The 25,377-nt window shown below is 45.0% G+C and carries 20 protein-coding genes, 1 pseudogene and 1 riboswitch; of the genes and pseudogenes, 14 read left to right on the plus strand and 7 right to left on the minus strand.

The features are described 5' to 3' along the window. Positions 1 to 117: 117 nt before the first annotated feature. A complete protein-coding gene (locus AC0VYI_RS01835; protein WP_475446934.1) occupies positions 118 to 735 on the minus strand; it encodes an FMN-binding negative transcriptional regulator in 618 nt (205 codons plus the stop codon). Positions 736 to 1,154: 419 nt separating this feature from the next. Here AC0VYI_RS01835 and AC0VYI_RS01840 point away from each other — a divergent pair, with 419 nt between their 5' ends. Genes AC0VYI_RS01840 through AC0VYI_RS01860 form a run of 5 tightly spaced genes read left to right on the plus strand, consistent with a single transcriptional unit; the run spans position 1,155 to position 5,355 of the window. After that, positions 1,155 to 1,928 carry a transporter substrate-binding domain-containing protein gene (locus AC0VYI_RS01840; RefSeq protein ID WP_475446936.1) on the plus strand — a complete coding sequence of 258 codons (774 nt, stop codon included), beginning with the start codon at positions 1,155 to 1,157 and terminating at the stop codon, positions 1,926 to 1,928. 43 nt (positions 1,929 to 1,971) lie between these two features. Then, positions 1,972 to 2,691 (plus strand): ABC transporter permease, encoded by a 720-nt coding sequence (locus tag AC0VYI_RS01845; protein ID WP_475446938.1) that lies wholly within the window; start codon positions 1,972 to 1,974, stop codon positions 2,689 to 2,691. Next, the gene (gene hisM, locus AC0VYI_RS01850) at positions 2,691 to 3,461 is read left to right on the plus strand and encodes a histidine ABC transporter permease HisM (RefSeq protein ID WP_475446940.1); all 771 of its coding nucleotides are present in this window, start codon (positions 2,691 to 2,693) and stop codon (positions 3,459 to 3,461) included. The genes AC0VYI_RS01845 and hisM overlap by 1 nt, the downstream gene beginning before the upstream one ends. Continuing rightward, a complete protein-coding gene (locus tag AC0VYI_RS01855; protein ID WP_475446942.1) occupies positions 3,458 to 4,573 on the plus strand; it encodes a succinylglutamate desuccinylase/aspartoacylase family protein in 1,116 nt (371 codons plus the stop codon). The genes hisM and AC0VYI_RS01855 overlap by 4 nt, the downstream gene beginning before the upstream one ends. 14 nt (positions 4,574 to 4,587) lie before the next feature. Beyond that, positions 4,588 to 5,355: an ABC transporter ATP-binding protein gene (locus AC0VYI_RS01860; protein ID WP_475446943.1), complete on the plus strand. Its 768-nt coding sequence runs from the start codon at positions 4,588 to 4,590 to the stop codon at positions 5,353 to 5,355. Between the two features lie 43 nt (positions 5,356 to 5,398). Here AC0VYI_RS01860 and AC0VYI_RS01865 read toward each other — a convergent pair whose 3' ends face one another. The 3 genes from AC0VYI_RS01865 to ypfH all read right to left on the minus strand — a co-directional run bounded on the left by AC0VYI_RS01865 (position 5,399) and on the right by ypfH (position 7,917). Beyond that, the gene (locus tag AC0VYI_RS01865) at positions 5,399 to 6,247 is read right to left on the minus strand and encodes a helix-turn-helix domain-containing protein (RefSeq protein WP_475446945.1); all 849 of its coding nucleotides are present in this window, start codon (positions 6,245 to 6,247) and stop codon (positions 5,399 to 5,401) included. Positions 6,248 to 6,381: 134 nt separating this feature from the next. Beyond that, positions 6,382 to 7,143 carry a sulfite exporter TauE/SafE family protein gene (locus AC0VYI_RS01870; protein WP_475446947.1) on the minus strand — a complete coding sequence of 254 codons (762 nt, stop codon included), beginning with the start codon at positions 7,141 to 7,143 and terminating at the stop codon, positions 6,382 to 6,384. Positions 7,144 to 7,287: 144 nt separating this feature from the next. Then, on the minus strand, positions 7,288 to 7,917 hold the full coding sequence (ypfH, locus tag AC0VYI_RS01875) for an esterase (RefSeq protein ID WP_475446949.1): 630 nt from the start codon (positions 7,915 to 7,917) through the stop codon (positions 7,288 to 7,290). Between the two features lie 434 nt (positions 7,918 to 8,351). Between ypfH and AC0VYI_RS01880 the strand changes: the two genes are divergently transcribed. Next, on the plus strand, positions 8,352 to 10,316 hold the full coding sequence (locus AC0VYI_RS01880; protein ID WP_475446951.1) for a methyl-accepting chemotaxis protein: 1,965 nt from the start codon (positions 8,352 to 8,354) through the stop codon (positions 10,314 to 10,316). A gap of 187 nt (positions 10,317 to 10,503) precedes the next feature. Then, positions 10,504 to 11,742, plus strand: a complete 1,239-nt coding sequence (locus AC0VYI_RS01885) for a bifunctional transcriptional activator/DNA repair enzyme AdaA (RefSeq protein WP_475446953.1) — start codon at positions 10,504 to 10,506, stop codon at positions 11,740 to 11,742. Between the two features lie 90 nt (positions 11,743 to 11,832). On the opposite strand, the pseudogene AC0VYI_RS01890 reads toward AC0VYI_RS01885, so the two are convergent. Then, positions 11,833 to 12,804, minus strand: a pseudogene (locus AC0VYI_RS01890) (MFS transporter); the annotation flags it as partial. Positions 12,805 to 12,913: 109 nt separating this feature from the next. Here AC0VYI_RS01890 and AC0VYI_RS01895 point away from each other — a divergent pair. Both AC0VYI_RS01895 and AC0VYI_RS01900 read left to right on the plus strand, forming a co-directional pair. Further along, entirely contained in the window at positions 12,914 to 13,858 is a 945-nt protein-coding gene (locus AC0VYI_RS01895; protein WP_475446955.1) for a LysR family transcriptional regulator, read from the plus strand. A 337-nt stretch (positions 13,859 to 14,195) separates the two neighbouring features. Then, on the plus strand, positions 14,196 to 16,301 hold the full coding sequence (locus AC0VYI_RS01900) for a methyl-accepting chemotaxis protein (RefSeq protein ID WP_475446957.1): 2,106 nt from the start codon (positions 14,196 to 14,198) through the stop codon (positions 16,299 to 16,301). 101 nt (positions 16,302 to 16,402) lie between these two features. Here the strand turns inward: AC0VYI_RS01900 and AC0VYI_RS01905 are convergent, their stop codons facing one another. Continuing rightward, complete coding sequence (locus AC0VYI_RS01905; RefSeq protein WP_475446959.1) at positions 16,403 to 17,299, minus strand: LysR family transcriptional regulator; 897 nt, start codon at positions 17,297 to 17,299, stop codon at positions 16,403 to 16,405. 137 nt (positions 17,300 to 17,436) lie between these two features. Here AC0VYI_RS01905 and AC0VYI_RS01910 point away from each other — a divergent pair, with 137 nt between their 5' ends. Further along, on the plus strand, positions 17,437 to 18,819 hold the full coding sequence (locus AC0VYI_RS01910; protein WP_475446961.1) for an MATE family efflux transporter: 1,383 nt from the start codon (positions 17,437 to 17,439) through the stop codon (positions 18,817 to 18,819). Positions 18,820 to 18,905: 86 nt separating this feature from the next. Here AC0VYI_RS01910 and AC0VYI_RS01915 read toward each other — a convergent pair whose 3' ends face one another. Further along, a complete protein-coding gene (locus AC0VYI_RS01915) occupies positions 18,906 to 19,223 on the minus strand; it encodes a hypothetical protein (protein ID WP_475446962.1) in 318 nt (105 codons plus the stop codon). A gap of 86 nt (positions 19,224 to 19,309) precedes the next feature. Here AC0VYI_RS01915 and AC0VYI_RS01920 point away from each other — a divergent pair, with 86 nt between their 5' ends. The 4 genes from AC0VYI_RS01920 (at position 19,310) to AC0VYI_RS01935 (ending at position 25,362) form a co-directional block, all read left to right on the plus strand. Beyond that, positions 19,310 to 20,392 carry a PA0069 family radical SAM protein gene (locus tag AC0VYI_RS01920; protein WP_475446963.1) on the plus strand — a complete coding sequence of 361 codons (1,083 nt, stop codon included), beginning with the start codon at positions 19,310 to 19,312 and terminating at the stop codon, positions 20,390 to 20,392. 88 nt (positions 20,393 to 20,480) lie between these two features. Continuing rightward, a riboswitch (FMN riboswitch) is annotated at positions 20,481 to 20,659 on the plus strand. Positions 20,660 to 20,828: 169 nt separating this feature from the next. Continuing rightward, positions 20,829 to 21,764, plus strand: a complete 936-nt coding sequence (locus tag AC0VYI_RS01925; RefSeq protein ID WP_475446965.1) for a DMT family transporter — start codon at positions 20,829 to 20,831, stop codon at positions 21,762 to 21,764. Between the two features lie 106 nt (positions 21,765 to 21,870). Beyond that, positions 21,871 to 23,067, plus strand: coding sequence for an MFS transporter (locus tag AC0VYI_RS01930; protein ID WP_475446967.1), 1,197 nt, complete (start codon positions 21,871 to 21,873; stop codon positions 23,065 to 23,067). A 144-nt stretch (positions 23,068 to 23,211) separates the two neighbouring features. After that, positions 23,212 to 25,362, plus strand: coding sequence for an FAD-dependent oxidoreductase (locus AC0VYI_RS01935; RefSeq protein ID WP_475446969.1), 2,151 nt, complete (start codon positions 23,212 to 23,214; stop codon positions 25,360 to 25,362). Positions 25,363 to 25,377 lie beyond the last annotated feature (15 nt).

Consider the following 25,377-nt stretch of genomic DNA (forward strand, 5'->3'; position numbering starts at 1 on the left):
CAAGATCCGTACGTACGGTTCTGTGAGAGGGATGAGGCGGCAACGCCTCACCCTACTCGATGTTTGATTCGCTCCTAGCTTGCTCGAAATCTAAAGTAGCATCGTTAAAAAACTCAGCTAAGAGGGTTTAATTATTTTAGCCATGGGATCTTGTTTTTCGGCTAAGCCGTCTCGTACGCCGTTTTTGTTCTCGGTCGTTTGGTTTTGGCTGAGTTTAAACTTACCTTGTATGTTGTCGACTTTGATTTCCACACCAACAATGCCAGCAAGCCGCTTTTCTATATAATCTTGTGGTGCATCTGATACGGCCCAAGGTGACGTCTGGGTTTGCTCGTGAGTATTTGTTAGTTGCTCTAAAAAAGACAGTTTCCACTCTGCTTCGTGAATAAACTGAATCGACCCTTTGATGTGAACGGCTCGATAATTCCACGTTGGAACCGCCTTGCCATCTTGTTTCTTCGATGGATACCAGTTGGGCGTGATGTAGGCGTTTTCGCCTTGAAAAATAACCAATACATCCGTTTGATTCGCTACGTTCTGCCAAAGCTGATTGGCCTTGGCGATGTGAGCCCGCAGGAATACTCTGTTTTCTTCATCAAAGTGAACCAGCATCGGAATATGCTCAGCGTTTAAACCATCCTCGCTATTGGTCACTAAGGTGGAGAAGGGAAACGCTTTAACAAATTCAAGTTGTTCTTCCTGATTGTTTACTTCGAAATGCTTTGGTAAATACATGATGTTTCCTTACCTAATGCTAAAGAGTCACAGAGAGCTTGAGTTTAAATGCCTTTTTTTCTTGTTGATTGTATTTTTGTGCTGACAAGAGCCGAATTGAGCGTTGCAACTAGATTGTCGTCATAATTCGTACACCGCTCTAATAGGATCAATTCTCTCTTTTCCAGCTGGAATATCAACAGATTCGCAATGACTGTATTGCCTTCGCCTCGTATAAGGTTTGGTCTTTTTTTATCGCAATCTACAGTATTAGAGAATAGTGTCTGACGCGACTAGACGCTAGTTGACGGCTAGGTGCGCTATGTCATGTGGAGGCCAACCATAGACTTACTTTTCACCCTTACTGTAGAGTAAAAAAACCGTCACATATAAAACTATAAATCGGTAATAAAACACAAATACTCAAAGGAACCCAGCACATGAAAAAAATAGCTTACTCTATGCTCGCGTTAGCAGGTCTTGTTATGCAAGCACCAGCATTTGCCTCAGGCGACACTATCCGTTTTGGTGTGGATGCGACTTACCCTCCTTATGAATACAAGCAAGCAGATGGAACGCTGGCTGGTTTTGAAATAGATTTGGGAAATGCGATTTGTGAGAAGGTTCATAAAAAGTGTGTCTGGGTTCCAACCAGTTTTGATGGCCTAATTCCAAGTCTCCGTGTTGGCAAAATCGATGCGATTTTCTCTTCTCTCGGTATTTCTGATAAGCGTAAAAAAGTAGTCGATTTCTCAGATCGAACTTGGTCCGGTTTTTCTTCTATGGTGAGCAAAACCAGTAAGCACTTAGAGCCAACAGTAGCCTCTTTAAAAGGAAAAACGGTAGGTGTTCAGCAAGGTACGATTCAAGAAAACTTTGCCAAAACAAAATTGGCCGCTCAAGGGGTACGTGTTCAATCTTATCAAACCCAAGACCAAGTCTATGCGGATCTACTAAATGGCCGTATTGATGCCTCTATGCAGGATATGTTTCAAGCTCAGAACGGTTTTATTCGTGATGGAAAGCATAGCGATTTCTCTAATCAAAAAGTCGTAGATAAGTTATTACCTTCCGATACAGCGATTGCGATTCGCAAAGGCAATACTGAAATGAAGGATCTCATCAATAAAGGAATCAAAGCCATTCATGCCGATAACACGTATGTGACTATTCAGCGTAAATATTTTGGCGATTTAGATCTATACAGTAAATGAGTGTATATCGAGCACTACTAACCATGATAGATGAGAATTAACCATGCAAGACCTTGTCTCTACCATACAGTCCTTTGTGAACTTAGAAGGGTACGGTGATTTGTTATGGCAAGGCACATGGATGACAGTGAAGCTTTCTTTGCTGTCATTCTGCCTCGCGATAGTGATTGGCGTGTTCATTGCGCTGGTCAAATCTGCCAAGCATGTCTTACCTCGCCTTTTAGCGACCTTTTATACCACTTTGATTCGTGGCATTCCTGATTTGGTGCTAATGCTGTTGATCTTCTACGGTGTACAAAATTGGGTCGGTGAATTAACGACTCTGTTGGGCTGGAAATTTATCTACATAGACCCCTTTACAGCGGGTGTGATTACCCTTGGGTTTATCTATGGGGCGTATTTCTCTGAAACCTTTCGGGGAGCCTTACAGTCTATTTCAGAAGGGCAAAAAGAAGCGGCAGTGGCTTATGGTTTATCGAAAGGGCAAAGTTTTCGTTATATTGTCTTTCCTCAAATGATGCGTCTTTCCCTTCCTGGGTTATCCAATGTGTGGCAAGTGATTATTAAGTCGACGGCTCTTATCTCCATTATTGGTTTAAACGATGTGATTAGCGCTGCGGTTCAAGCCGGTAAATCCACTAACAAAGTGTTTTTCTTTTTGATGGTGTCTGCAGTGATTTTTCTCGTCTATTCCATTTTGAGTAATGTCTTTTTTGCATTTCTTAAGCGCCATTTTCATGTTGGTATTAAGGAGGCAAACTGATGCTCGACTTACTTAGCATGTATTGGAAGCCGTTTTTGTACACCGATGGCTACAACTATTCTGGTGTAGTCGTTACTTTATGGTTGGTGATTTTTTCGGTGGTGGTAGGGTTTTTATTGTCTATCCCTTTTGCCGTGGCAAGAAATTCACAATACAGAGCGCTAAGCTGGAGTGTGGCCGCTTTTACGACCGTGTTTCGTGGAACGCCATTGTATTTGCAGTTATTAATTTGCTACACCGGTATTTACAGTCTGTCGTTTGTACAAAATGACACCTTTTTGAATGACTTCTTCCGTAACGGGCTAAATTGTACTTTGCTGGCTTTTACGATTAATACCTGTGCCTACATGTGTGAAATGTTAGCTGGTGCGTTGAAAAACGTTAATTCAGGCGAAATTGAAGCCGCGAAAGCATTTGGTATGAATCGCTGGAAAGTCTATCGATATATTATTTTTCCGGCGGCGTTCAAACAGTCACTTCCGCAATACAGTAATGAAGTGATTTTGGTACTGCACTCCACGACGATTGCTTTTACTGCGACGGTTCCGGATATTCTTAAGGTCGCCAGAGACGCGAACTCAGCCACCTATATGACATTTCAATCGTTCGGCATTGCGGCTATTTTGTATCTTATATTGTCGTTTATTATTTTCTATTTATTCCGACGCTTTGAGTGTTATTACACCGCACACCTACCTCAAACGCAGCGAGGTAAAAGCCTGTTTGCTGAGCTTTTCCCTGCAAAGAAAAAAGAAGCGAATACCAAATGAAACACAATCAACATCCATTAATCTCTCCGGCTATTGGCACCCAGCGAGCTATTGATAGCTTTCATTTCGGCAAGCCTGAGACAGGTAAAAAAATCTATATTCAAGCGTCACTGCATGCGGATGAACTCCCTGGCATGCTGGCCGCATGGAAGCTCAAAAAACAGCTAGCTGTGTTAGAAGAGCAAGGTCATGTAAATGGGGAAATTATTTTAGTCCCTGTGGCGAATCCAATAGGTCAGAACCAGCATTTGATGGACGTTCCGTTAGGGCGTTATCAACTAGAAACGGGTCAGAACTTTAATCGTGGTTATTACGATACATTTGAGCAAGTAGCGAACCAAGTTGAAGACCTGTTAACAGAGGATGTGGAAGCTAATAAAAAGCTGATTCGTTTAGCATTACGACAAGTTATTCAATCTTGGCCAGTAAAAACGGAACTTCAATCCCAGCAGAAAGCACTGCAAACATTGTGTTGTGATGCGGATATTATTTTAGACATGCACTGTGACTTTGAAGCGGTTCAGCATGTATATAGCACGTATTACTCGTGGCAAGGCATCGCTCCATTGGCTCAATATTTGGGTTCAAGGGCGAATATGCTCGCGGATGAAACGGGCGGACAGCCGTTTGATTCGTCTTTCGATATGGTATGGCAGCGTTTACAAGCGCGCTTTGGCGAAAAGGTACCGACGGCTTGTCAAGCGGCGACCCTAGAGCTTTGCGGGCAGGCGGATGTGTACCATGAAAAAAGTGATCAAGACGCTAGTGCTTTGATTAATTACCTTCGTCATTTGGGCGTGATTACGGATCGAAAGGCCGACCCTCTACCTGATTATAAAGCGCCAGCCACAGACCTAACCGCGGTCGAACCACTGAAAAGCCCAATAGCAGGGGTGTTAGTTCACTGTGCAAAGCCCGGTGACATGGTCGAAGCACAGCAACTTATAGCGGAAATTATTAATCCGATTACCGATGAGGTTGAACAAATACGAGCCACTCAAGCGGGGGTATTATTTTCCCGCTCTCTTAGACGCACTGCAACAGCCGGCATGTTAGTTGCCCATGTTGCTGGCGAAAACCCTATCCGTAGCGGCTATTTATTAGCGCCTTAAGCATTGGAATTATTATGAGCACAGAATACAAACTTTCCATCGAAGGACTGCGTAAAAACTACGGGGATAATGAGGTATTAAAAGGCATCAACCTTAAGGCCAAAATCGGTGATGTGATTACCTTAATTGGCTCGTCTGGTTCTGGGAAAAGTACCTTATTACGGTGCATTAACTTTTTGGAACAGCCTAGCGATGGTGTCTTTAGTATTAATGGACAGACGATTAACACCTCGTCAGACAAAGAGGGCATGACCTTCGCTAACCCTAAAGAACTGCAAATTCTGCGCACCAAGTTGGCGATGGTTTTTCAGCACTTTAATCTATGGAGTCATATGACGGTGTTGGAAAATATCATGCTGGCACCGACGAAAGTGTTGGGTGTGGACAAACACACGGCAAAAACTAAGGCGCTTGAGTATTTGGATAAAGTTGGGCTTAGCCAAGCCGTTGCTAGTCGATATCCCGCATTTTTATCCGGTGGTCAGCAACAGCGCGTTGCCATTGCTCGTGCGTTGGCGATGGAACCTGATATTTTATTATTCGATGAGCCGACATCTGCGCTTGATCCAGAGTTAGTGAACGAAGTGCTGAAAGTGATCCGTAATCTTGCCGAAGAAGGGCGCACCATGATTATGGTGACCCACGAAATGGCTTTTGCCAAAGAAGTATCAGACCAAGTGGTTTTTTTAGCGAATGGTTTAATCGAAGAGTCGGGGTCTCCTGAGGAGATATTTAATCACCCTAAAAGTGAGCGCTTGCAGCGTTTTTTAAGTCACACTTAAATGGTGCGAACCAGTCGTTTGGTATAAGAGCCGCTTAGGCACGCTAATAATTTTCCGATGCCGTGAAAATATGGGGGCTGTCTAGGCTGCTTGGTGTTTCTAGTCTTGCTTTGATGCTGGGGGATATTTCATCGCTATCCATCTTGAATAAGCCAACTCCTTTGATCCTTTGACGAAGTGACAGTTGTTCGCTGATCCGTTCAAATACTATGCGCGAAGAAAAAGGAATCCTAGCGCTGCTACCTTGTATGCCAAGTGTTATGCCAGATAGCATACTAAAGTTGCCGCGTGTCGCACCATATAAAATAGTTTGAGAAATAGCGCGCTGGCAGTGCACCCCATAGTCAATAATCTGCAGCCTTTCACCTAGCAAAAAGACAATGCCAACAAACTTTCCTATTTCATAGCCATCTAGCATGGCTTGACCAGGTTCGGCTCTTTCGTAAAAGTGGGAATAGCCAATACCATCTTTCAATGATAAACGAGCAAAGCCTTTGCTGATGTGTCCCTTATAAGAGGGCGTCATGTAGTAATAGTAATAATCCCCTAAGTACTGGTTTAGATCTTTCGATGAGGTCAGCATCATATTTTCTAACAGGCGCGTGTGCCGTTCGCCTTGAGGACTATTATCTAAAATACTATTTGGCTTTTTCGTCCGTTCACGAGCGGAAATCAGCCCTTTAAACTGCGCTGGTGGTAAGGTTATTTCTTCACTTTCTACACCAAAAAAATCGCAAATTTTTCGTAGACTCTGCATTGATGGCATGCTGCTACCACTTAGATATTTAGAAAACTGTTGACGATTGATGCCCATTTTTCGACAGGTTTGCGCAACACTGTCGTTATAGCTACATAGTAGTTTAAGGTTAATCGCTAAATTTTCTTCTAGCATGGTGGTGTGGTTACCCCTTTTTAAATATATCTTAACGTGACTTTTGCCCCGTCAGGGCTTTGCTTGCTACGTCGGGCAAAGCTCTCTTAACCATACTGATTTAAAATATTTTTACCACGTTACCGTTAACTCGCTCACTCACTCAATAACGCCGCCGCGCTACCACAGAGGGTCATAATAAACAAAAACCACTTCAAATGTTTGGGGTTGGCCTTGATGGCCATTTTCACGGCTAGGTGTGAACCGAGCATGGTACCTGAGGCGAGGATCAATCCTGGTATCCAGAGGATTTGACCATTCCAAATAAAGACGCCGAGGGCTAATGTGGTGAACCCCATGGTGCAGACCATTTTGAGCGCATTGGTTCTCACTAAATCATAGCGTAATGTGCCTGCCAAGGCGGTGATAAGAATAAAGCCTACGCCTGCTTGTACAAAACCCCCGTAGACGCCAGCGATAAATAGGGCGATCCAAGCACTGGGTTTTTCTCTGACCTTAAAGGGCACTGTTCCTTCAGGTGGTGCAATGAGAGTGGGGCGGACAATCATGATTAGCGTCATACCTATCATGGCACTAAGCAGTAAGGGCTTGAGCCAGGTTTCTGGAGCATAGCTTGCAGCAAAAGCCCCAACCACGCCGCCAAGTAATGACGGAATCATCACGGGTAAAATGTCGGCATTATCGAGCTTTTTGGCTTTACGAAAGCCAAAGGTTGCGGTGAGGTTCTGTAAAAATACCCCTACTCGATTGGTGGCGTTGGCTATATCGGCGGGCATGCCCATTACCATTAAAGCGGGTAAGGTGAGGTTGGAACCACCGCCCGCTAAAGTGTTGATGATACCAGCGACAAAACCTGTACCCATAAGCAGTGCAACGGTGAAAAAACTGTAGTCCACTATTTAGTCCTTAAAAAAGGGAAGATGGGGAGTATAGAAAGGCTACCCTATAATGGCTGAGGAGGGAATACGCCATGCGACCTTTGCTTTTATGGTGCATTGTGCAAAGGACGCAAGTGGTGCATTAGGAGCGGTTAGATAAGATTATCGTATTTCATCCTGTAGATATCGAATAATGAAATGTACTTCTGTCTGATTGATGGTGTGCACCAAATTAGCGATCAAATCAAAGGTGGTGTCGGCACCAAGCTTAGACAATTCCGCGTGGGCCTGTTGAGCGAACTGACTATCTATTACTGGGTCTTGGTCACCGTGTAAAAAGTGTATACGTGTGTTTTTCGGTGCTTTGGTCGGTCGATTAGCTAAGCGTCCTGATAACGAGATAATGCATGAGGCTAATGGATTATCAACAATTTGCGTAGAGGATAGCGACATAATGGCGCCTTGTGAAAAGCCTATTAACGTTGTCTTATCGGCGGAGACATTGGTCTGAGCTTGCCAATATTGCACGCTTTCTACAAATCGTGGCATCGCAGTAAGAATTCGCTCAAAGCGGTTTTCTTCTGTAACGCCTTGAACAGAAAACCATTGAAAGCCCTGCCCAAAATCGGATGCATCAGGTGCTTGCACCGAAATGATAGCCGTCTGATCAAATTGTCTTGCCAAGAGTTCTCCTAACGGGGCCATACTCTCTGGTGAGGCACCGACACCATGTAGTAACAGGATGAGTCGTTCGGGTGAATGGGGCAGTTGCAGTGTCATTGACGATGTCATTCTAAGTCCTCTGCTGTTAGTAAAAGAGGTGTTTTACTAAGGTTTATTCCAAGTCATGTATTTTTATTAGTATGACATTAATCTCTTTTAACTTCATGTCACACATTGTCACATTGATGGTGTTTTATTCTTGGTAAGCCAATGTCTGAAAAGGCTTTGCTAGAAGCAGTCCTTCTGATAATTTGTCAGAGGCCACTTATGGTAACTGATTGATCAAATACAATATCGCAGAGCGTATTATCATGGCCGAGCTTATTAAACATACTCTCAAAGAGAAATGGTTTAAATAAAGTCAACTCTTGGCTATTGATAAACAATCTATATATTGCTTGTTTTTTTCTTTGAGGAAAGGATATTCTGCTATACATAATCATAGGGAGCTTTATGAAAAATTGGATAAAAACTCGTTATTTTATCAACAATTGGGGCTTTAAATGACCATACGAAAAAAGATCATCGCACTTTTGTTGGCTGGCGTGATATTTCCAGTCCTCATTGTATCGCTCATCGTCATCAGTCAGGTCCGCTCTGATGCTGAGACGCGATTTGAACAGCAAAGCCAAACGGAAATGGGCTACGTGGACGCCTTATTTTCCATGTATCTGAATAACTTATCAGAAAATGCGGCTTTTTTTGCTCGCACTAACGAGCTGACACAACTTACCCCAGGCAGTATTTTCAGCTATGCCGATAAGCCAGTACAAAAGATGACACCGTTATCAAACTCACCGTTGGAAAAAAAGGCATTTGAATTAATGGATGCCTTTGGTCAAACCCACCCAGATTTAGCCTATATTTGGTTAGGCTCAAACGATAAAGGTTATTTGCAATGGCCTCAAAGCAATAGTGTCGATCACTATAATCCGTTGGAGAGGAGTTGGTATAAACTCTCCATAAACGATAACAGTGGTAAGCCTGTTCGTATTCCTGCTTATCGAGACGCATTTACAGGTGCCCCTTTAGTGGATTATGTACAACGATTCGATGGAAAAGACGGCTTTTATGGCTCCGTTGGGGTCGATGTGACGCTTAAAAAACTGACGGAGTTACTAGCAACCGTCAAATTTGGGGGCGACGGGTATGTGGTCATGGTGGAAGACTCCGGGACGGTTTTAGCTGACCCTTCTAATCCGAAGAACAACTTCAAATCCATTAACGATGCGTCCCGTCCATACAGCCAAGTGACATCGGACAAATCACTGCAGAAAATCATCATAGATGGTCATACTTGGTTTGCCAGTATGCATATATCCCCTAAATTAGGTTGGAAATTCATCGGTTTAATCCCCAGCAGTGCGGTTTACGCTCAGGCGAATCATCTGATGTGGGTGACCATCGGTGTGGCGGCGGTGATGATTGTCATTTTTGTGATTTTGGGGATGTTATTAACCAATCTTGTTGTTCGTCCTATTAATGTCATGGCTGAACGGTTAACGAATATTAGCCATGGTGAGGGGGATCTGACCCAACGCTTAGCGATTGAGTCTAAAGATGAGTCGGCGCAAATGGCCGAAGCCTTTAATCAGTTTGTGGCGTCAATTGACGATATTGTCGGACACTCTAAAGGCTCATGCGAGAAAATTGCCAATGTTGCCCATCAATCCGAGTCATTGGCGGCAGAAATGAGTGATGTTGCTTCCCATCAAGTGAATTCGGTGGATCATGTTTCTACCGCGTTTAATGAAATGGTGGCGACCGCCAACGAAGTCGCCTCCAATTGTAACAACGCGGCAAGTGCTGCTGAACACAGTGAAACTCAGGTTCAACATGGTAATAAGCTCATTCAGCAAACCATGGACTCCCTGCGTCAGTTAGAGAGTGAGTTAAACAGCTCTAATGAGTCTATGAAGACCTTGTCAGAAGAGTCGAATAACATTGTGGGGATTCTGGATACCATCAAAGCCATCGCAGAACAAACTAACTTACTGGCCTTGAACGCGGCGATTGAGGCGGCGAGAGCCGGTGAACAAGGTCGTGGCTTTGCTGTGGTCGCGGATGAAGTGCGCACCTTGGCGGGTCGTACAGCGGAATCGACCGAAGAGATTGATAAATTGGTCAATCGATTGCAGGAACAAACGGGTATTGCTGCTAGTAAGATGGGTCAAAGTGTGATGGTTGCTAAAGGATCAGTGGATTTAGCTTCAGAGACCTACACTGTGTTTGAGCAAATTTTAGCGTCAGTATTAACTATTAAAGACATGATGATTCAAATCAGTGCTTCTGCAGAAGAGCAGCACTTAGTTGCCGAAGAGATTAATACCAATGTGATGGTGATTCACGATGGAACGGTGAAGACTAATACTCTTGCGGAGCAAGTGTCACAAACGGCCTCTATGCTGAATGAATTATCTCAGGAGCTTCAAGGTATGGTGGCGAGATTTAAATCGACTAAATTTTAGTGCATCCATGGATGAAAAAAGCCCTGTTGCCCCATGGTAACAGGGCTTTTTGGTCTGTGGCGCGTGGCAGGTTCTGTTTGTTCCCATCGAAAAATACTTGTTCAGTTTTCGGTTGTGGTGTTTGGTTGTTACCCTATAACCTTATTAACACGGGATCTAGCACGATGTTGACAGGTGACGTTGTGTAATGAGCCAAACTTTGACTGATGAGAGAAGTGCCATGTTAATCACAGATGAAAAACAAGCTGATTGTTACTACAAGGCTTTGATTGAACGCGACCCTAGTTTTGTGGGAACGTTTTTTGTGGCGGTAAAAACCACGTCTATTTTTTGTATTGCCACCTGTCGAGCGCGTAAACCCAAGCGTAACAATGTGCTGTTCTATACAGACTTAAAGGAAACCATGGCAGCAGGTTTTCGACCATGCAAGGTCTGTAAACCGACAGAAAACAGCCATGAGGCCCCTCATGAAGTGCAAATCGCGATAAATTTAGTACGGGATTGTCCGAAAGCGAAAATCACCGATGAGCAACTTGAACAAGCGGGCATTCGGCCTATTTTTTTACGACGTTGGTTTAATCAACATTATGGAATGACTTTCCAAACATTTCAGCGCATGTATCGCATTAATTTCGCCTATGAAGAACTGCGCCAAGGAAAACAAACCACGCAAACAGCGTTTGACCATGGTTATGAGTCGTTAAGTGGCTTTGGTTATACCTTTAAGAAATTGGTGGGGCGCTCCCCCCAAGCGTCATTAGAGCAGGATGTCATCTTGCTTGATCGGCTGACTACCCCACTTGGGCCTATGTTTGTGGGGGCCACCAAACGGGGGATTTGTTTGTTAGAGTTCGTCGACCGACGTATGTTAGAAACGGAATTTAAAGATCTACAACGCTACCTGAAAGCCCCCATCATGGCTGGTGTGAATGAGCATATGTTATTGGCCAAGCAGCAATTGGAGGAATACTTTGCGGGAGAACGACGTGACTTTAGTGTCGCGTTAGACACACCTGGGACGGATTTCCAGAACGCCGTATGGCAAGCCTTGCAGCAGATTCCCTGTGGTCATACCGCCAGCTATCAGCATCAAGCCTCGTTAATTGGTAACCCCAAAGCCGTGCGGGCTGTCGCATCGGCCAATGGGGCGAACCGAGTTTCGATTATGATTCCTTGCCACCGTGTGATAGGTAAAGATGGCAGTTTAACAGGCTACGGTGGCGGATTAGAGAGAAAGCGCTGGCTGCTGGATCATGAGCGTAACATGCAATGTCCATTACGCGGATCGATCCGTTATGCGGATGATGAAAGCCAAAATGCCAGCAATGGTCGCGACAGCCACTACGCCATTCCAGCCGATCAAAGCCAGAGCTTGGCTGCCCAGAACCGAACCGATGGACATGCCAATAAACATCCCAGTAAATAGCAGGGCATTGAGGCGGCCACGAGCGGCGGGATCAAGGCCGTATACCAGAGATTGGTGGGAAACCAGGGTAGCCTGTATCCCTAAATCAAACCCCAGCGCACTGACAATGATCAGTACAATTTGACCGTTTATAGGGAAATAGGGCAATAAAAACATAATGGCGAATGAAATCGTGAAAAGAGCGCAACCTATTTGTGTAACACGAGCTGGGCCACTTTTGTCCGCTAGTGTTCCCGCTAATGGGGCTGCTAATGCCCCTGCTGCACCCGCTAAGCCAAATGCTCCAGCGACAGCACTGCCTAGACCATAGTGTGTGTGAAGCATCACCGCAAGGGTGGACCAGAAAGCACTAAAGCCAACCGATAATAGACCTTGCGCGAATGCCGCACGACGCAGCTCATCATGGCGCTTCCATAGTGTCAGCATGGATTTTAATAACCCTGGATAGCTTAAATTGGAATGTACCTCGAATGTGGGTAAAATGCGCCACAAACTCAAGCCAATGAGCAAAATGCTTAATGCGGCCAATTGATACATAGCTTGCCAGCCCAAATATTGACTTACCGCACCACTGATCACGCGCGATAAAAGAATCCCAACCAGTAAGCCTGTCATAACCGTGCCAACCGTTTTCCCCCGCTTAGCTTCTGGTGCTAAGTTCGCTGCTGCGGGTACGATATCTTGTGCCATGGTCGCCATGATGCCGATGGCTAAACTGGCCACTAATACGTTATTCAGGCTTGGCATAATTGAGCATAAGAACAGAGCTAGTGCTAAGAGTAGGCTTTTGATGGCAATGACTTTACGCCGATCAAAACGATCTCCCAGGGGAATCAGAAACAGAATGCCCAAGGCATAGCCGACTTGCGTGAAGGTTGGAATAAATCCTGTGGCGCTGACATTGGCATGAAAAGTGGCGCCAATATTACCCAGCATAGGTTGGTTGTAATAAATGGAGGCAACACTGAGCCCCGCACCGGTTGCCATGGTAAACACAAGGCTTTTGGATAAAGGGGGAGTTTGTGGTGTAGCGGCATTATCCATGGTTCTTTGCAATGACATGACGGCTTCATCTCTGAGTGAATGATTTGAATGGGAATGCGGCTATTTTTAATGTATTGGCATTATTTTGGTAGCCAGCTCATAGGTAAAACGGTTATACATAACTCGTATGAAGATATCAAAACTCGGTAGCATCGACCGTATAGAACTGATGCAAACTTATGTCCGAATTGTAGAAAGTGGCAGCTTATCGGCGGCGGCGAATCAACTTGGTACTTCCCAGCCAACCATTAGCCGACGCTTGCAGTCACTAGAGAACCTGCTTGGTACAAAACTGATTTTGCGAACCACCCATGCAATGAAACTGACTGACGATGGAGAGCGTTGTTACCAGCATGCAAAAACGTTAATTGACGGTTGGAATGCCCTCGAAGACGACGTTAATAACGCCAAAGACGAGCCTGTTGGTACTTTGCGGGTAAGGGCGCCCCATGCCTTTGGACAAGATCAGCTTATTGTGCCGTTAGTCGACTATTTAAATCGCTACAACAATATGTCAGTGGAATGGATGCTTAACGATCATTCTCCCGACTTTATCAATGATGGTATTGATTGCGCGATTCATGTAGGGGAGCTGACTGATCCCTCTATGGTGGCCGTTTTATTGGCGGAAATACCTCGGATTGTTGTGGCATCGCCCCAATTATTGAGACGATTCCCCGAGGTTCAGCAGGTTCAGGACTTGGCAGTTTTGCCTTGGATTGCGCTGAGCACGTTTTACCGCACTAAGGTGATACTGCAAAATGACCGCGACCATGACTTCTATCAACTAACGATCTCCCCAAAACTCAGCACCGATAGCCTGTACGCTATGCGTCATGCTCTTTTGTCAGGGCTCGGAGCGGGGGTGGCTTCTGCTTGGGTGGTCAATGATGACATTGCCGCAGGTAGTTTGGTGCATTTACTGCCACAGTGGCACGCTACTCCCTTGCCTGTGTACCTTATTTACCCTTATGCAAGCTACTATCCAGCACGTCTACGAACGTTTCTCGACATCATAAGAGACGCTATGCCAACGCTTGTCGGGACAAGGCCGCCTTCTAAAATGGGTTAGCATTTTCATTCATTGTTTTCATTCATATAGTGTTGTTCTGGTTTTAAATTATTATTTTATTGAGGCGTTTGAGCTGACTCTTTTAAATAAAACAAAAATTAATTCTGACTATTTAGTTAAATTTTTGCCAAAATTTTGATAAGAAGTTACTGCCATTCATTACAAAAATCCTACAGTATGATTTAAACAAAGAGTCTACAGTATAATTGATATAAAAAATTCTAATGCATATCGAGTTTCAACCTATCCTATTTTGGATGTCGTTTTATTATAAGAATATGCTTTTTAGTAACAGGGAAGTTTGGACAGTATAGTCAATTTGACCTGAGGTGCCTCAATGTCTAAATTCAGTATCAGAGTAAAGCTGGTGGTAATAACAGGCGTCTTTTTTGCTTGTCTTATCAGTGTACTTATTTATTTATCAGCTCACTCTATTCGCTCGTTAAGCAACTTTTCTTCCAATGAGTTAAAAGTGTACCAAGAAGAACAAGCGGGGCTTTCACTTGAGTCTGCCGCTGCTGAGGTGCAATCCCAAGTGTCCAGTTATCTGGGTAATACCGCAGCGGTTGTTTCAAGCTTTGCTAAAGTTTTAGCGGATACGGCGGTAGGCAATGGCGGTGTTCCTTTTGCTCGTCAAAAAGTCAAAGATATGAACCTATCTTTACTAAAAAGTTCACCGAATATGAACGCGTTGTATGCGCAATTTGAGCCGAATGGATACGATGGAAAAGATAAAGAGTCGATGGGAACAGGGGATCATACATCATCTGTTGGTACATTAGACACTTATTGGTTAAAAGGTGATGACGGTAAATATATTTACAGTACGGGAGATCCCGCCCTTAAATATGTTCAGGATAAAGATGAAAATGGCGTTCGAGTATCGGAGTGGTATTTGTGTCCGATGGACACAAAAAAAGCGTGTTTGTTAGACCCTTATTTATTTGAGCTGACAAGTGGGCAAAAAGTATTAATGACTACTTATTCAGCCCCCATTTTGGCTGATGGAAAGTTTATCGGCATGGTGGGCGCGGATATCAATTTGTCTGCGATTCAAAAAAAGCTAAGTCAGCTAACCGACAATTTGTTTGGCGGTGCCGGTAATATCACTATTGTCAGTGAAAAAGGGTTGATAGTAGGATCCAGCGAATTGCCTGATGCAATTGGTAAAAACATTAACAAGACAGGGTTGACGTTTGCGGGTCAGAAAACAGGGCTAAAAAAAGGGGAAAAGCAATGGGTATACAGTGACAGTATGACCATCAGCGCGGCACCCAATGTCTGGAAAATTTATGTCTCCGTTCCCACTTCTGTCTTATTGGCGCCCGTGACCAAAATGTCCGGTCAACTTGATGATAAAACACAAAGCTCAATCACCTTGTTTGTTGGTTTGTCTATTGGGCTTTTACTTGTTGGGCTGGTACTAGTCTTTTTAGTCGTCAATACAGTGACCTCACCACTGCGCAGCATTGCTCTACGAATGGAAAAATTGGCCTCCGAGGAAGGGGATTTAACCCAGCGTCTCGATACGCAAAAACATTTAGAACTTATGTTGTTGGCGCAAGGGTTTAATCAGTTCACCGGGAAATTGCAGAACATGATTACTCGCCTGATCCAGCAGCGAGATGTGGTTGCCATGACGAATGATGAGTTTACCAAGGCGACCACGATTGCCCATCAGTCCACTGTCATGCAGGCAGAACAGATACATTCTGTGGTTACTGCTGTCACAGAAATGTCCAGCTCTGCAACAGAGGTGGCCACACTGGCTCGGGATAATGGACAAGCGGCGACGGACATTAGTCAGTACCTAACCGAGTCATTTGAGCTTGTTCAATCGAACCGACAAATGGTTGAAGGCCTTGCAAAACAGTTAAACGATGCCAGTAATCAAGTTGCACAAGTGTCCCAACGCAGTGATTCAATTTACAGTATTTTGGATACTATTCGAGCCATTGCAGAACAAACTAACCTATTGGCCTTGAATGCCGCTATTGAAGCCGCTCGGGCCGGTGAGCAAGGTCGAGGCTTTGCCGTGGTCGCTGACGAAGTGCGTAACCTAGCAGCACGGACTCAAGAATCAACAGAAGAGGTAGATGGGTTAATCAAAGGCTTGCAGCAGGATGTTCAATCGGCTGTGGAGTTGATTATGAAAAGCCAAGAAAATGCTCAGCAAACAGTTGCCTCATCGATTGAAAGTGCAGAAAAATTGGGTGTAGTAAACGAAAGAGTGGCTGGGATTTCAGATAATACGATTCAAGTAGCGTCTGCCGCAGAGCAACAATCGAATGTGGCGGAAGACATTAACCGGAATTTGATTGGTATCAATGAGTCTTCCGCGAAGCTTAAAGACATTGTAAGTGAACTAGAAAGCAGTAATGCCAATAGTTCTAAAGCGGTAGCGGAATTAACCGCTATTTTGTCTTTGCTAAAAGTGAAGTAATTAGCTGCTGATGGCTTCCTTTTATAAGCCTGGTATTTTCCATAAAAATGCCAGGCTTTATCATTGAGTAAGCGAGTAATTTATAGGGACCTCCATTGTCATTATATTGCTCTTTCGTTTGGGGGATTTGTCATTAACTGACGGGTTTGCTCAATAATCCAATCCGTTAGTGTTGAGGTGGGGCTTTCGATAAGCGTGACAATACCGACTTCAATAAAGCGATCAGATAGTACGTCGCTTTTAGCAATTTTTATTTGCTGAGAAAACCACTGAGCGCTGGCAATGTGCTCGGGCACAATGGCCCATCCTTGATTTTGTGTCACCAGTTCACAAATTAAATAATAGCTGTCTATATCCCAATGATCGGGACTTAAAGCTTGTTCCCGATTCTCTCCTGAGCGATTGCATAAAACGAATTGTCGATATTGCTGTAATTGCGCCAAGTTGAGCGTGTCTTTGTCAGCCAAAGGGTGCTGCTTGCCAACAATAAGCACTTTTTTTAAATAACCAAGCGGGTGGAGTTGTAATTTAGCGGGCAGTACATGGTTACTGATCATTAAGCCTATATCTGCATTATGTTGGGCAATGGCGACGGCGATATCATCTTGGGAGCCATTAGTAATGACCAAATGAGTGTTGGGAAAGGTGTCGCCGAATTGGGAAAAAATAGTATGGATGGTTTCTAAAGGAAGCGCCTCGTCAATGGCAATACGTAATGAGATCGGCTCCTGACCCGCAGCGGTTAAGGCTCGTGATTCTAAGCGTAAACATTGATTCAGAATAGCTTGGGCTTCAGGCAGCATTTCTTTTCCTAAAGTGGTTAGCGCTGGGTACTTTGAGCGGCGATCAAACAGATCAAACCCCAGATCCAGTTCTAAATTGGAGATGGCACTGCTAATACGTGATTGTGCTTTGTTAAGCTTTCTTGCGGCAGCAGAAAAGGAACCTAATTCGGCGGCGGTCACAAAAGCAAGCAGTTGATCAAGGGTCCAGTTCATACAGGTCTCCAGTTCAAGTGAGTCTCCAAAGCAGTTTACTGACTTAGTTATGTATCCTAAAAGCGGATGGTAACTAACTTTGTTATATCTGAATTTATCATATTATTCTCCTACTTTTACGCAATGGGAGAGGCAAAATGCCAACCGTGACACCCACTCAACCACCAAAATCGGTTGCACAGGCCTTTTGGCGCTTCGCGATTCCTTCTATTGTCGCCATGCTGGTGAGTGGTCTGTATCAAATTATTGATGGTTTCTTTGTTGGACATTATGTGGGAAGCGAAGGCTTAGCTGGAATCAATATGGCGATTCCATTATTGGGTCTGATAATGGGCTTTGGTCTTCTTATCGGTATGGGAGGCGGCAGTGTGTTGTCTCAATATCGTGGTGAGAAGAATCTTCCTGCGACTCAATCAACGTTGATGACGTCTTTATTCTTAGTCGTTGGGATTGGCTTATTTGCTTCTTTGGTGTTTACGACTTTTGGGAAAAGTGGCCTGTTGTTACAAGGGGCGACTGGTAACACCTTGGTGCTAAGTTGGCAGTATGTAGAGATCATGTCTTATGGTGCGTTAATTTCCATTGGCGCCAGTGCCATGCCCATGTTAGTACGAAATGACGATAGCCCGAACATGGCGACGCTCTTTATTGTGGTCGGAGCATTATTGAACATTGTTTTGGACTATGTCTTTTTAGGGATGTTAGGAATGGGGTTAAAAGGGGCGGCCGTGGCAACCTTGATCGCTCAGCTGGCTACCTGCATTTTGTGCTTACAATATTTTACTTCGCCTAAAGCAAAAACCGTTTTATCCCTGAATCAGTTTGATAGACACATCGCGAAAAGGATCATGCAGCTTGGTTCGTCGAACTTGGTGATGTTTATCTATATGAGTTTTATCATCGCTCTGCATAATCGGTTATTTATGACTTATGGGGACACAACGCAATTGGCAGCGTTCGCCATCGTTGGTTATTTAGCCAGTTGCTATTACTTTTTTGCCGAAGGCTTGGTGAGTGGCTTGCAGCCGCCAGTGAGCTATTACTTAGGTGCAAAGCAGTACCAACGCATTATCCAAACGGTAAAGTTGGCGTTTTCAGTCACGGTAGGTTCCGGTGTCGTTGTGGTCATTGTGTTGAATCTCTTTCCTGAGTTTTTCACCCGCTTTTTTTCTGGTGCTAATGGACCTTTGATTGAAGCAACCAAAGTGGGTATCCGCTTGCATTTGATGGCGTTATTTTTAGATGGCTTCTTATTTATGGCGTCGATTTACTTTGTGGCGGTAGGAAAAAGCGGCCAAGCCTTGTTTGTCTCTGTCGGAAACATGATCGTGCAATTGCCTTTCTTATTTATTTTGCCAAGGTTTTTGGGTATTGAAGGAGTATGGTTGTCGGTCCCGTTATCAAACATCGCCTTCACAATAATTGTATTACCTATGCTATTAATGAACTTAAAAGCTCTGATGAAACAGCATCGCAGCGAGAGCACTCAGATGATCAAAAAAGCAGCCGTGACCTCTTAAGGGAGAAGATTAAGCGTGACAGGATACGAGAAGGTCATTTCCTTTGTAGAGATGACCTTAATGATAAAGGACTGTTAGAGTTTTTATCAGGTTACCTCGACAAAGTCGTCTTCATCGTCTTCATTTTTTCTTTGTGTTTTACGTTCGAGATAACGGCGATCAAATGCTTCACTGACGGCATTGTCGCCTTGAGGCCAACCGGCTTTGATGAGAGATAGCACATTATCTATTGCTACCCAGCCAACGACTTCAGCAGTGTAGCCTAGTTCCCACTCTTCTCCATTCCAGACGACAAAGTCGTAACAGCCAAATCCACTAGGATAGCGAATGGCAACAAAATACAAGCCTTCATTCGGTAATTCGTCGTCCTCGTTCCATTCTACTGGTAAGTTAATGCTACTCATTTTAACCGCTCCCTCATTAACCGTTTTTGCTAGAATAGCATAAATAAAATATACTGTATTTATATACAGTATATTGGGATGCAATTATGTCTGATTTTTCTGCCAATAAACCCATAAAAGGTCGTGGTACAGCGAGCAAGCTAGCAGGGCGTTTTGCCATTACCTTAGTGGAAGTGGACGAAAATGATGTTCCTGTCGAGGCACTCGAAACGTCATCGCCGAAAACACAAGTTCGTTACGAAACGGCTAAGACGATTATCACCCGTAATAACTCCCCGGATATTCCCTTTACCTTGTCGGTGAATCCGTATCGAGGTTGTGAGCATGGTTGTGTCTATTGCTTTGCAAGGCCAAGCCACGCGTATTTGGATTTATCGCCAGGGCTGGATTTTGAAACCAAGTTAACCGCAAAGGTGAATGCGGCGGCGCTTCTTGAGAAAGAGCTTGCTCATTCGAGCTATCGTTGTGAGCCGATTGCGTTGGGAATCAATACCGATGCCTACCAACCAATAGAAAAGCAACTGGGGATTACGCGCCAGCTGTTGTCCGTGTGTTTGGCCTATGGTCAGCCTGTGTCTTTGATTACCAAAAGCACCTTGATTCTGCGTGATTTAGATATTCTCACTGAGATGGCACAAAAGCGTTTGGTGCACGTGGCAATCAGTGTGACGACGTTAGATAATCATTTAAAGCGTATTTTAGAGCCCAGAACCGCCTCAGGAAAAACGCGTTTGCAGGTGATTAAAGCGTTACGTGAGGCGGGCATTCCCGTGACTGTGCTGGTGGCACCGGTGATTCCGTTTATCAATGATCATGAGATGGAACAGATTGTTGCGGCGTCAGCAGACACTGGAGCCCAATCCATTCACTACATTATGCTGCGTTTGCCCCATGAAGTTGCGCCATTGTTTGAAGAGTGGCTGATACAGCATTATCCCGACCGAGCTTCCCATGTGTTGCAGCGTATTATGGATATGCGCGGTGGCAAGTTATACGACAGTCGCTTTGGTAAGCGCATGACAGGGGAAGGTCTGTTTGCCGACATCATTAACCAACGCTTTCATTTAGCGAGACGCAAACATGGATTGTCTGATGAACGATTGAGTCGGCTTGATTGCAGTCAGTTTACTGTGCCAGCCAAAGTAGGGGATCAGTTTTCATTGTTTTGATACATTCGATCAAATTTTTGTGGTTGTCTGTATGGATGTGTCGCGGTAAAGTAATAGCTCACTCTATTTACCAATAGAATGTTACTAAATCGAACTTCGGGGCGGGGCGAAATTCCCCACCGGCGGTATATTACAAGCCATGCTTCGTAATCAGCCCGCGAGCGCCTTTTTCAGATGATCTCCTAAGGGAGGATGCAGGAAAAAGGGTCAGCAGATCTGGTGAGACGCCAGAGCCGACGGTTATAGTCCGGATGATAGAAGATCGACCAGATAGACTAATGCTTGATGAGAGTCGTTTAAGGCTACGCCGTTAAATGAAGGTCATCCGGTTTTGGTATGCGTGCTTTAGGCGTCGTGTATGACGAACGCTAAGTACTGCTTTGTTTGGTATATTCCTCATCACCCCTGTGCATCTTAATTTTAGGAGACAAACAAGATGGCAGGCACATTGTTTATTATGATCGCGTGTTTCACGTGGGCATTAGATACTCTCATTCGTTATCCCCTTTTGAGCGCGGGTTTTTCCACTTTACAGATAGTTCTGATGGAACATCTGACCTTGGTGTTAGTCACCAGCCCGTTACTGTTTCGTCACCGTTATGCCTTTCGGCATCTATCACGCACCTCGTTTGGCTGCTTATTTTTTATTGGCGGTGTCGGGTCGGCGTTGGGCACCTTGGCCTTTACCCAAGCTTTTCACTACCTCAACCCGACAGTGGTTATTTTGCTGCAAAAACTGCAACCCATCGTCGCGATTTTACTGGCTTATTTTTTCTTAAAAGAGCGTATACGTGGGCATTTTGTGCGCTGGGCGGTGGTGATTTTAGCGGGCAGTCTTGTCATGATGTGGCCAGATATTCATTCCCTTGGTAGCGCTCAGTGGCACTATACCAATAACAATATTGATATTTTAAAAGGCTATGGATTTACCTTAATTGCTGTCGCTGCGTGGGGCGCTGCTACCGTATGTGGTAAGTACCTTTCTTATCAAGGGGTGCCAGCCAATGCCATCCTGTCAGGACGCTTTTTATCCGGTTTGTGTGTGCTGGTGCCTTTAGCCATGATGATGCCGTCTAGCCTGGTGGCCATGCCCATGACGAAAGTCGGGCTTGTCGTGGTGATGGCATTACTCAGTGGCCTGATTGGTATGTGGTTTTATTATCAGGGATTAAAATCCGTCCCCGCGCAATTTGCTACCTTGGCAGAAATGTCGTTTCCTGTCTTTGCGGCAGGTATTAACTGGTTCTTTTTAGATATGAGCTTAACCAGCTACCAGATTATTGGGGCGATCATGTTAATTTTGGGGAATGTGGGGCTTCGTTTGCGAGACTTGAAAGCACCACCTTTAGCGGTGCCTGCTCAACAAGCTTAATTTGAGTGGTTATTGAGACATCTCATATTGTGTATAATGGCGAGCTTTTTGATCCATTACACAGGCGTATTCCCATTGGAATGAATACGTTAAAAAGGAAGAGATTATGTCTGACATGGCGCAGCCTCAGAAAACCCATTGGTTTGAGGTGGTTTTATTATGGGTTTCTGGGGTGGCGGCGGCGATGCAGTTCGCGAAGTTTTCCATTTCTTATGATGAACTGTTAACTCATTATCAAGCCGGGCCTGCTTGGACGGGGGCGTTGATTTCTGTGGTGGGGATTGTCGGCTTGATTTTTGGGGCGTCTGCAGGTGTGGTCGCAGGGCGCATGGGGTATCTCAATGTGTTAGTGGGCGCTCTAGCCATTGGTTCTTTGTTGTCCGTTCTTGAATCCTTTTTGCCATCCTTTATGACAATGCTGGTACTTCGCGTATTAGAAGGCATGTCGCAGTTAGGTGTCGTGGTGGCTGCGCCAACCATGATTGCGCGATTAAGTGCGCCCCAACACCGTTCTATTACCATGGGCCTGTGGGGTACCTTCTTTGGGGTGGCGTTTGCTATAACCGGTTGGCTAGGCAATAAATTACTGAGTGCCTATGGTCTACAGGGGCTTTTGCTTGTCCATGGGGTGCTCATTGGTAGTATGGCGCTTGTCTTATGGTGGCTGCTCAGTCAATACAAATCGGTTTATGAGAATCAAAGTGCTCCGTCCTTGTTAGGTTTTTGGACGCAATTACGCAATATGTACAAAACGCCCCGTACATTGCTGCCTGCTTTGGTGTTTTTGTTTTACACCTGTATGTTGGTGTCCCTTCTGACGTATATTCCGACATTGATTTCGGATGAGAAACTGAGAAATTTGTTGCGTATCACCTTGCCGTTAACCAGTACGGCTGGCACGTTTTTGGCGGGGGCGTTATCCCAATATGTGATGCGCCCACAACGTGTCGCCTTGTTGGCGTTTTCCTCGGTTGCTGTGGGAGCGGTATTCGCCCATTTTAGTCAGTCTTATCCTATTGTTTTTGCGCTGTCTGTTAGCTTGATGGTGCTATCGGCGGGTATGGTGCCCGGGTCGGCTTTGTCGATGATTCCATTGGTCACTCGGTCTGCGGGCGAACAGGCCCAAGGCTACGGTTTAATAGCCCAGTTAGGAAATTTAGGGGCCACCATTGGGCCGCCAAGTTTCGCCGCTATGATTGCCTTAATGAATACTGAAGGCTTGGTATTGCTGGTGCTGTTTTTGTGTGTGCTAGGTGGGCTTTTTAGTTTCTTAGCAGGTCGTTTACCTTCAAATCCTTCTTAGAACCTCTCGTTGCTCGTCTTATTGTGCATGGGTTAATGCGCTTCTTGAATATATTGAGTAAATGCATGCTTTCTCCGTAAGAAATCGACCTGTTCTAACGTCTAATGCGTATACTCAGTAACATAGACTTAATGGATTTGCTATATGAAAAAATTCGGGCTGCTTGTTGTCATTGTGCTGATGGTAGTCGGCTTTTTCTATTTTGATTTAAACCGTCTGCTGACACTGGATGGCTTAAAATCAGGGTTAGAACAGTTTGAAGTGTGGCGTAATAAGAGCCCTTTTTTGGTGTATGGTGCCTTCTTTTTACTCTACATTGCGGTTACCGCGCTGTCTTTACCTGGCGCTGCCATTATGACATTGGCGGCAGGGGCCTTATTTGGTCTAGGGTGGGGGGTGTTGATGGTGTCCTTTGCCAGTTCGATTGGTGCGACTTGTGCTTTTCTTGTGTCCCGTTATTTGCTGCAAGATGTGGTACAGGCCCGTTTTGGTAGCCGTCTTAGTACGATTAACGAAGGTATTGAGCGAGACGGTGCCTTTTATCTGTTTACTTTGCGCTTGGTGCCTGTTTTCCCTTTCTTTTTAATTAATTTATTAATGGGGCTAACTAGGATCCGAGCGGTGACCTTTTATTGGGTGAGTCAAGTCGGGATGCTTGCGGGAACGCTGGTGTATGTGAATGCCGGCACTCAGATTGGTCACTTGGACAGTTTGTCTGGCATTTTGTCGCCGTCCTTATTGCTGTCTTTTGTGTTGCTCGGCGTGTTTCCTCTGTTGGCAAAAAAATTGACGGAGGCAATTAAATCCCGACGCGTTTATCGCGCTTACACCAAGCCAAAACAGTTTGATCGTAATTTGGTTGTTATTGGTGCAGGAGCGGGTGGATTGGTGAGTGCTTACATTGCGGCAACAGTAAAAGCCAAAGTCAGTTTGGTTGAGGCGCATAAAATGGGCGGTGATTGCCTAAATTATGGCTGTGTGCCCAGTAAAGCGTTAATCAAGAGTGCCAAGGTGGCCCATCAAATGCGCCACGGAGCGAATTATGGTTTAGAAGGTTGTGAGCCGCGATTTTCCTTTCGTTCTGTCATGGAACGGATTCAAGAGATTATCGAGGAAATAGAGCCCCACGATAGTGTGGAACGATACACTCAGCTCGGTGTCGATGTCATTCAAGGTTATGCCAAAGTCATTGATCCTTGGACGGTAGAAATACAGCGCCAGGATGGGAAAACACAGTGCTTAACCACGCGTAGCATTGTACTGGCGACGGGTTCTAAACCTTCTGTACCGGATATCCCAGGATTAGAAGAGGTTGGGTATCTGACCAGTGATACCTTATGGGAAACGTTCTCGCAGTTAGACGAAGCACCAAAGCGTTTGGTGGTGTTGGGTGGTGGGCCAATTGGTTGTGAGTTAGCGCAGAGCTTTGCTCGTCTTGGTTCTCACGTGACACAAGTTGAATCCTCGAACCGTATTCTTAGCCGAGAAGATGCGGACGTGAGTGAGTTTGCTAGAGCGACCCTCACGAACGATGGGGTGACTGTGCTGACGGAACATAAGGCGGTTCGCTGTGAGATGAATAACGGGCAGAAATGCGTATGGCTTGAGCATAATGGCTCAGAAGTGAGAGTCGAATACGATGCGCTCATTTGTGCTGTAGGCAGAGAGGCGCGATTAACGGGTTATGGCTTGGAAGAATTGGGCATCGAAACCAAACGACATTTGGTGACGAATGACTATTTACAAACCTTATACCCGAATATTTTGGCAGCAGGCGATGTGGCTGGCCCATACCAATTTACCCACGTGGCGGCCCACCAAGCTTGGTACGCAGCGGTTAATGGATTATTTGGGCAATTTAAGAAGTTTCGTGCGGATTATCGAGTGATTCCCTGGACAACCTTTATTGATCCTGAAGTGGCGCGGGTTGGCTTAAATGAACAAGATGCCAAAGCGAAGGGCATTGCTTTTGAGAAGGTGTGTTATGGCGTAGATGATCTGGATCGTGCGATTACTGAAAGCGAAGCGAAAGGTTTTGTAAAGGTGCTAACGGTGCCGGGAAAAGACACTATTCTGGGTGTGACCATTGTTGGTGAGCATGCTGGAGAATTACTGGCCGAATTTGTGCTGGCCATGAAGCATGGGCTGGGGCTGAATAAGATATTGGGGACGATTCATACCTATCCAACATGGGCAGAAGCAAATAAATATGCTGCGGGAGAGTGGAAGCGTGCCCATGCCCCAGATAGGTTGCTACGTTGGGTAGAGAAATACCACACATGGCGTCGCGGCTAGGAAGGGGATTCTAGG

This window comes from Marinomonas sp. 63XJN7_9_ISO-PGPR-S23-217 (assembly GCF_056173515.1).

What these genes read in the sequence shown, in the direction of transcription:
- AC0VYI_RS01835 (WP_475446934.1), bottom strand. Translation starts at nt 735, where the DNA reads ATGTATTTACCAAAGCATTTCGAAGTAAACAATCAGGAAGAACAACTT.
- AC0VYI_RS01840 (WP_475446936.1), top strand. Translation starts at nt 1,155, where the DNA reads ATGAAAAAAATAGCTTACTCTATGCTCGCGTTAGCAGGTCTTGTTATG.
- AC0VYI_RS01845 (WP_475446938.1), top strand. Translation starts at nt 1,972, where the DNA reads ATGCAAGACCTTGTCTCTACCATACAGTCCTTTGTGAACTTAGAAGGG.
- hisM (WP_475446940.1), top strand. Translation starts at nt 2,691, where the DNA reads ATGCTCGACTTACTTAGCATGTATTGGAAGCCGTTTTTGTACACCGAT.
- AC0VYI_RS01855 (WP_475446942.1), top strand. Translation starts at nt 3,458, where the DNA reads ATGAAACACAATCAACATCCATTAATCTCTCCGGCTATTGGCACCCAG.
- AC0VYI_RS01860 (WP_475446943.1), top strand. Translation starts at nt 4,588, where the DNA reads ATGAGCACAGAATACAAACTTTCCATCGAAGGACTGCGTAAAAACTAC.
- AC0VYI_RS01865 (WP_475446945.1), bottom strand. Translation starts at nt 6,247, where the DNA reads ATGCTAGAAGAAAATTTAGCGATTAACCTTAAACTACTATGTAGCTAT.
- ypfH (WP_475446949.1), bottom strand. Translation starts at nt 7,917, where the DNA reads ATGACATCGTCAATGACACTGCAACTGCCCCATTCACCCGAACGACTC.
- AC0VYI_RS01880 (WP_475446951.1), top strand. Translation starts at nt 8,352, where the DNA reads ATGACCATACGAAAAAAGATCATCGCACTTTTGTTGGCTGGCGTGATA.
- AC0VYI_RS01885 (WP_475446953.1), top strand. Translation starts at nt 10,504, where the DNA reads ATGAGCCAAACTTTGACTGATGAGAGAAGTGCCATGTTAATCACAGAT.
- AC0VYI_RS01895 (WP_475446955.1), top strand. Translation starts at nt 12,914, where the DNA reads ATGAAGATATCAAAACTCGGTAGCATCGACCGTATAGAACTGATGCAA.
- AC0VYI_RS01900 (WP_475446957.1), top strand. Translation starts at nt 14,196, where the DNA reads ATGTCTAAATTCAGTATCAGAGTAAAGCTGGTGGTAATAACAGGCGTC.
- AC0VYI_RS01905 (WP_475446959.1), bottom strand. Translation starts at nt 17,299, where the DNA reads ATGAACTGGACCCTTGATCAACTGCTTGCTTTTGTGACCGCCGCCGAA.
- AC0VYI_RS01910 (WP_475446961.1), top strand. Translation starts at nt 17,437, where the DNA reads ATGCCAACCGTGACACCCACTCAACCACCAAAATCGGTTGCACAGGCC.
- AC0VYI_RS01915 (WP_475446962.1), bottom strand. Translation starts at nt 19,223, where the DNA reads ATGAGTAGCATTAACTTACCAGTAGAATGGAACGAGGACGACGAATTA.
- AC0VYI_RS01920 (WP_475446963.1), top strand. Translation starts at nt 19,310, where the DNA reads ATGTCTGATTTTTCTGCCAATAAACCCATAAAAGGTCGTGGTACAGCG.
- AC0VYI_RS01925 (WP_475446965.1), top strand. Translation starts at nt 20,829, where the DNA reads ATGGCAGGCACATTGTTTATTATGATCGCGTGTTTCACGTGGGCATTA.
- AC0VYI_RS01930 (WP_475446967.1), top strand. Translation starts at nt 21,871, where the DNA reads ATGTCTGACATGGCGCAGCCTCAGAAAACCCATTGGTTTGAGGTGGTT.
- AC0VYI_RS01935 (WP_475446969.1), top strand. Translation starts at nt 23,212, where the DNA reads ATGAAAAAATTCGGGCTGCTTGTTGTCATTGTGCTGATGGTAGTCGGC.